Annotated in this window: 1 protein-coding gene; it reads right to left on the reverse strand. The window is 60.8% G+C overall.

Features of this window, described 5'->3' with window-relative positions; translation table 11 throughout:
* Window positions 1-110 precede the first annotated feature (110 nt).
* Window positions 111-250 (reverse strand): HU family DNA-binding protein (locus tag SB822_RS59380; protein WP_410859411.1); only part of this gene is annotated, 140 nt, incomplete at its 5' end.

A 250-nucleotide genomic window follows, 5' to 3' on the forward strand; every position in this document is an offset into this window, starting at 1 on the left:
GTATCTGGTGCACAGCCGGTGTCGCAATCCTTCTGCGCCCCCCAAAAACAAAACCGCCAGCGGCAAGAGCCTGTGGCGGTTTGTTTTGGTAGCGACCGAGAACGCTGTACTTACTTCCCAGCCTTGTCCGCCTTGCGCTTGGCAGCCTTGGGGTCCACCACCGCCTTGAACTTCGCACCCGCCACAAACTTCGGCACCGTGCTCGCAGGGATCTTGAGCGCAGCACCAGTCGATGGGTTCTTGCCCGTGC

This window comes from Paraburkholderia sp. SIMBA_054, assembly GCF_046534875.1.
Classification (GTDB): domain Bacteria; phylum Pseudomonadota; class Gammaproteobacteria; order Burkholderiales; family Burkholderiaceae; genus Paraburkholderia; species Paraburkholderia hospita.